This is a genomic window from Pseudomonas protegens (assembly GCF_003732485.1).
In the GTDB taxonomy this organism is placed as follows: Bacteria; Pseudomonadota; Gammaproteobacteria; order Pseudomonadales; family Pseudomonadaceae; genus Aquipseudomonas; species Aquipseudomonas protegens_B.
Map to the genome: position 1 here is coordinate 37,150 of NZ_MOAK01000053.1, position 5,305 is coordinate 42,454.

4 protein-coding genes and 1 pseudogene are annotated in these 5,305 nt (G+C 58.8%); 1 reads left to right on the forward strand and 4 read right to left on the reverse strand.

Annotation, left to right across the window (positions count from 1 at the left end; all coding sequences use genetic code 11):
• A partial coding sequence (locus BLX41_RS35275; protein WP_259744846.1) for a sigma 54-interacting transcriptional regulator occupies positions 1 to 779 on the reverse strand: 779 nt, incomplete at its 3' end.
• A 352-nt stretch (positions 780 to 1,131) separates the two neighbouring features.
• On the opposite strand from BLX41_RS35275, the gene BLX41_RS13330 reads away from it, so the two are divergent.
• A complete protein-coding gene (locus BLX41_RS13330; protein ID WP_123725258.1) occupies positions 1,132 to 1,398 on the forward strand; it encodes a hypothetical protein in 267 nt (88 codons plus the stop codon).
• Between the two features lie 183 nt (positions 1,399 to 1,581).
• Here BLX41_RS13330 and BLX41_RS13335 read toward each other — a convergent pair whose 3' ends face one another.
• From BLX41_RS13335 to BLX41_RS35280, 3 genes and pseudogenes are all read right to left on the reverse strand, one after another.
• Positions 1,582 to 3,729: a phosphocholine-specific phospholipase C gene (locus BLX41_RS13335; protein ID WP_123725259.1), complete on the reverse strand. Its 2,148-nt coding sequence runs from the start codon at positions 3,727 to 3,729 to the stop codon at positions 1,582 to 1,584.
• A gap of 240 nt (positions 3,730 to 3,969) precedes the next feature.
• Positions 3,970 to 4,980 carry a poly(ethylene terephthalate) hydrolase family protein gene (locus BLX41_RS13340; RefSeq protein WP_123725260.1) on the reverse strand — a complete coding sequence of 337 codons (1,011 nt, stop codon included), beginning with the start codon at positions 4,978 to 4,980 and terminating at the stop codon, positions 3,970 to 3,972.
• Positions 4,981 to 5,167: 187 nt separating this feature from the next.
• Positions 5,168 to 5,305: pseudogene (locus BLX41_RS35280) on the reverse strand (phenylacetic acid degradation operon negative regulatory protein PaaX); the annotation flags it as partial.

Below are 5,305 nucleotides of genomic sequence, written 5' to 3' on the forward strand. Positions count from 1 at the left end.
TCGATGTGCTTTTCCTGCAGGAAGCGCAGCAGATTGGCTTGCAGCTCCAGGGGCAAATCACCGATCTCATCGAGGAACAAGGTGCCGCCATGGGCCGCCTCGATGCGCCCGACCTTGCGTTGGTGCGCCCCGGTAAAAGCGCCCTTTTCATGGCCGAAGAGTTCGGACTGGATCAGATGTTCGGGAATCGCCCCGCAGTTGATCGCCACAAAGGGCTTGTGGTGACGCTGGGACTGGCGATGCAGGGTACGCGCCACTAGCTCCTTGCCGGTGCCGCTCTCGCCACGGATCAGTACCGGCGACTCGGTGGGCGCCAGTTTGCTCAGCAGCTTGCGCAGGTCGCGGATCGGCCGGCTGTTCCCCAGCAACTCGTGCTCGGGCTGGTCCACATGGATCGATCCCTGGCCCCTCAGGCGGGCCATGCCGAAGGCCCGGCCCAGCGTCACCTGAACCCGGGATACGTCGAACGGCAAGGTATGGAAGTCGAAAAACCATTCGCAGACAAAGTCACCGACCTTTTGCAGGCGCAGGACTTCCGGACTCAGCACCGCAATCCACTCGGTGCCGCTGTGGCTGATCAGGTCCTTGACCGCTTCCGGGCGCTCCAGGTGAAAGGGTTGCAGGCGCAGCAAGCCGACATCGCAGGAACGCTCACGGGCAGACTCCAGGTCACAGCTATCTACATCCCAGCCAATGGCGCGCAGACCGGGTAACAGGCGATGACAGTCGTCACAGGGATCGACCACCAGCAAGCGGCGCTGCACGGGAGCTTCGAGCATGACTGTTCCTTGGCGCCAAGAGGGGAAAAGTTATTAGAAACAGTGGTTTGGCAAACCTGGCTGTAACATTAGCAAGAACTTGACGCCTGAATGTATCAATTGCTTATAGCGCTGCTTCCCAAAGGAACTAAGGTACTGCCAGAACATCGCTGCGAGCGACTGATTGTCGCAGTTGTTTTTTAAAAACCCCGTAACTAAGGGCTCTGTCACAGGGCTCATGCGCGAAAGTTGTAAAAACTTGTTTTTCAGTGTGACCCGATCACTACCTCAGTGCATCAGTACAAGTGACCAGCCGAACGGTAAGCCCAACCGACGGCACATCATCTGATTGGGCACATAGAGAGAAGACCCCATGAACGCCCCGCTCCGTAGAAACGAAGCACTTTTGATCGCCGACCGCGCATTCAAGCCTTTTCAATGCGTGGCCTGGGCCCCACAGGACGGGAACGGCGAGCTGAGCCTGACCGTCATCGACCGTACCAGTACCCGTATCGGTCAAACCCGGATTCCCAGCAGCGCCTACGCCGATCCAGCCCAGCTGGAAGACTTGCTCAAACAAGCCCGCGCTGAACTGAGCCAGGAAGGTTATATCCTGCAGTCCTGGGCCATGCCCAAGTAAGTGATGCTGTTAGCGGATCACCCGAACAGGTGATCCGCTATTTAAGCAAAACAACTAAGCACGCTATCTATTTCCCCTTCGCTACAACTTTTACCTTCAGGGTAGTGGTTGTTTTGGCTATTGCAGAAGCGCCACCTCCTCGCTGTTTCCAGCTGTTGTCCCCTTTGCCTCTCCGATGGCCTCTCAGGGCCGCCCCATCAGTGGGTCACTGATGCTGTGCGCCCCGGTTTCCAACCGTCCGGCCACCCGGCGCAACCAGCCTGCGTCACTGCGCAGGGTCAAGTCATACCAGCCACCGCTGGACTCACAGGCAAAGACCTGGCGTACCTCTGCTCCCCCAGGCACGGCCAGGGTCCAGGGTCCCTGTTGGGTATAAGGGCAGCGATCGATAGTGACCGATACCCCACGCGTACCCGGATTGCTCAGGGTGAACTGCAGTTGGTTATTGCTGGACGTCACCAACAGCTCCGGCTGGGGCTGTTGCAGTTGGCCGCTGAAGCTGCGGTGGAAGCCATTGGGACCCAATACCCACAGCTGATAGCGCTCCACCACCGGCCAGCTGTCCTGCAGCGCCTTGCCGGCCTCCACTGTGTAACGACGCGGAATATCGCTCAGGTGCAGGCCGTCATAGACATGGAACACTGCGCCCTGCCCGCCGGTGTTCTGCAGGCTCAGAGACAACGTCTTGGCCTTGGGGTCCACCTGGCTGTCGACATGCAGACGATAAGGCAATGCCCGTGAGGGGCGGGCCAGCCGCGGCTGGTGCGGTGGCAACTGCTGGCTGGCCAATGGCACCGGCACCTGAAGCAGTTTCTCCTGGCGCTGGCGCAAACCGTCGGCGGCCTGCCGGGTGGTGGTCTGCAGTGCAGGCAACGGCTCATGGTTGGGGTCGACGAAATTCAATGCCGACGTCAGGTCGCCACATACCGCACGCCGCCATGCACTGATATTGGGCTCGCGCACGCCAAAACGCTTCTCCAGAAATTGCAGCACCGAGGTGTGATCGAACACCTGGGAGTTGACCCAGCCTCCCCGGCTCCAGGGCGCCAGCACCAGCATCGGTACTCGCGGTCCAGGGCCATACACGCCGCCATCGGGCAGTGGTTGCTGGGTCGAGCCGGGGGGCGCCGGATGCTTGAACAGTTCACTGTCGAAACCCAGCGTGGACTTGCCGGCAAAGCTGCCATCCTGGCGCTGTGAAGGTGCCGATGGCGACGGCATATGGTCGAAGAAACCATCGTTTTCATCGTAGGTCAGCAACAGCACGGTCTTGCTCCAGACCTCGGGATTGCTGGTCAGCGCCAGGAGAATCTCCTGAGTGAACCAGCCGCCCTGAACCGGACTCGATGGGCCTGGATGCTCGGAATAGGCGGCCGGCGCAACGATCCAGCTGACCTGGGGCAACTTGCCGGCCTGCACGTCATTGCGAAACCCACCAATGATGGTCTCCAGATTGCTGCCGCTGCTGGCCGGCAGGGTATTGCCATTGCCCTTGTACAACGGAGCGACGGCGTTCAAGGCATCGCTATAGGGCACAAAGGCATTGAAGTCCTTGGGCGGCTGGGCCGGATTGCCCACCTGGACGCTGGCGGCGCGGTACTGACGGAAGCCGGCCAGGGGATTGTCGCCAAAATTGTCCGGCAGGTGCTGGTAGACCTTCCAGCTGATGCCCTGCTCTTCCAGGCGTTCAGGATAGGTCTTCCAGCTGTAGCCGACGTTTACCGCGCCCGGACCATCCCATTCGTTGACCACCGCAGCGACCTTTGCCGCTGTCGGGCCGTTGCAACCGGTCCAGAGAAACAGCCGATTGGGGTTGGTGCCGGCGTGCACCGAGCAGTGGTAGGCGTCGCACAGGGTGAAGGTGTTGGCCAGGGCGAACTGGAACGGCAATTCTTGCTCACGGTAGTAGCCCATGGACGTGGTGGTCTTGTGGGTCGGCCAGGCACTCAGGCGGCCGTTGCCCCAGGCCGCATGAGCATCGGCCCACGAGTGGGGCGTGCCACTGACGCGCTGGGCGTTGCCTTTGGTGCTGTCCAGGTGATACGGCATCACCAACCGGCCCTTGCCCTGTTGTTCCCAGACCTCGCGCTGACCGGGCAGCGGAATGGTAAAGCGGTCACTGAAACCCCGCACCCCGGGAAAAGTACCGAAGTAATGATCGAAAGAGCGATTTTCCTGCATCAGGATCACTACGTGTTCGACGTCCTTGATCGTCCCCGTACGGTTATTCGCCGGTATTGCCAGGGCTTGGCGAATAGCCACTGGCAAGGATGAAAAGAATGAACCGATAGCGGCCGCTTGCAATAGCTTCCTGCGTGAAAGACTGGGCATGGGTGATTGAATCCTTGTGGTTGCAGCGCGATATATGACGCTGCAATAAAAGTATTCATCTCAAGTAACAATGCAGTGACATTGCCATTGCAATTACATCAAGTCGATATTGCCCAGGCCTGCTGCGCCACAAACACTCCATGCTCTCAAGGTTGCAGAAGAATGTTTTATGAATAAAACACCCGAGTTTGCAAAGCCGCTATGGACCACCAGATCCGGGAACAATATCGACCCGTGGCCCTATTGAAGATTGTCCGCCACTTCATTGCGTTGAACCCGCAACGGATTGAATACCAGCCGGATAAACTGCGGGTCCCGCGCGAGTTTGTAGTCCGGACCGACAAAGTACTCCTTGGCCCCCGGATCATTCTTGCCAAGATATAGAATCCAGGCCGTTGTAATACCGGCGAACTCGTTTTCCCGGACACTTCGCACCGGGCTGAAATGGGTGGCGTTATGGGCCGTGGCACTCCATCCCGGCACCGCCTTGATCAACCCGCCCTGCCAGAGCCGTGGCCAGGCCCAGGCCGGCACCACCACATCCGCGGCCCCGGTAAGTACCAGGGTCGGAGTCTTGACGGTGGAGCCAAGGCCTATGGGGCCGGGCTCGATGGGCAGCGAGCCGATGTAGCGCAGCTGTGGATCGATGTCCTTCAAAGTGCCAGGCAACAGACTCGACGACAGGATCGATGCCCCGCCGCCGGCGGAATGCCCCGCCACTATGGTGCGGGACAGGTCGACCTTGCCGAACAACGGTGAGGTTGGGTCCTGGTTGAGCTTGCTCAACTCAAGAGCGCCGAGTACATGCATGGTGGGCGCGGTATTGATGAAGTCGGAGGAGACGATCACGATAAAGCCGTAACTCGCCCACAGCCTCAGCATATCGGTGTATTGCCCCTGATTGGAAAGGATGCCGCCAACAAAGTTGACCACCGGCAACTTGTCCAGGTTTTTTATATTGCTCGGGTAATAAACGCTGGTGGAAATCGGACTGGAGAAACCATATGGAAAGGACGAGTTACATTGAACGCTGTTGTCCAGCAGCATGATCTTCGCCAACACCCCCAACAAGCCACGACAATCACTCAGGACCGCATTGGTAGTTACCTTGTAGGGCCCCGGCGACTTGGCATATTGATCATTGGCCAGCCCCAGCGCCGGAACAAGTTGCGAGGCGCCGGCCAGACTCCCGCCAGTAATGAACATACCCGCCAAACACAGTAGAACTGCCACCTTGCGTATCGATCTCATTGATAAGTCCTTTATCTATCTGCTTTCCCTGCAAGACCGAATACTCCCTCCCGGCCGTGCACTCCTTACTGCCAATCACCTGAACTTCATCCAACTGCAACAACCCTGAAACATTCAAAACTTAGTTGCCCAGCGGACTCTGGCGACCCTAGAACAGGACAAATTCCACGGTCAATGATTATTTAAATCAGAGCAATCCGCCGAAGCGCCGATAGAAGCTCTCACCCACATCCGGTAGCGGACCATCGGCACTCTCCAGGGCCGTGGCCAGCCACTCCTCGGCCTTGGCCTGGATCAAGCGATAAATGTTGCGACACAGCTGGCG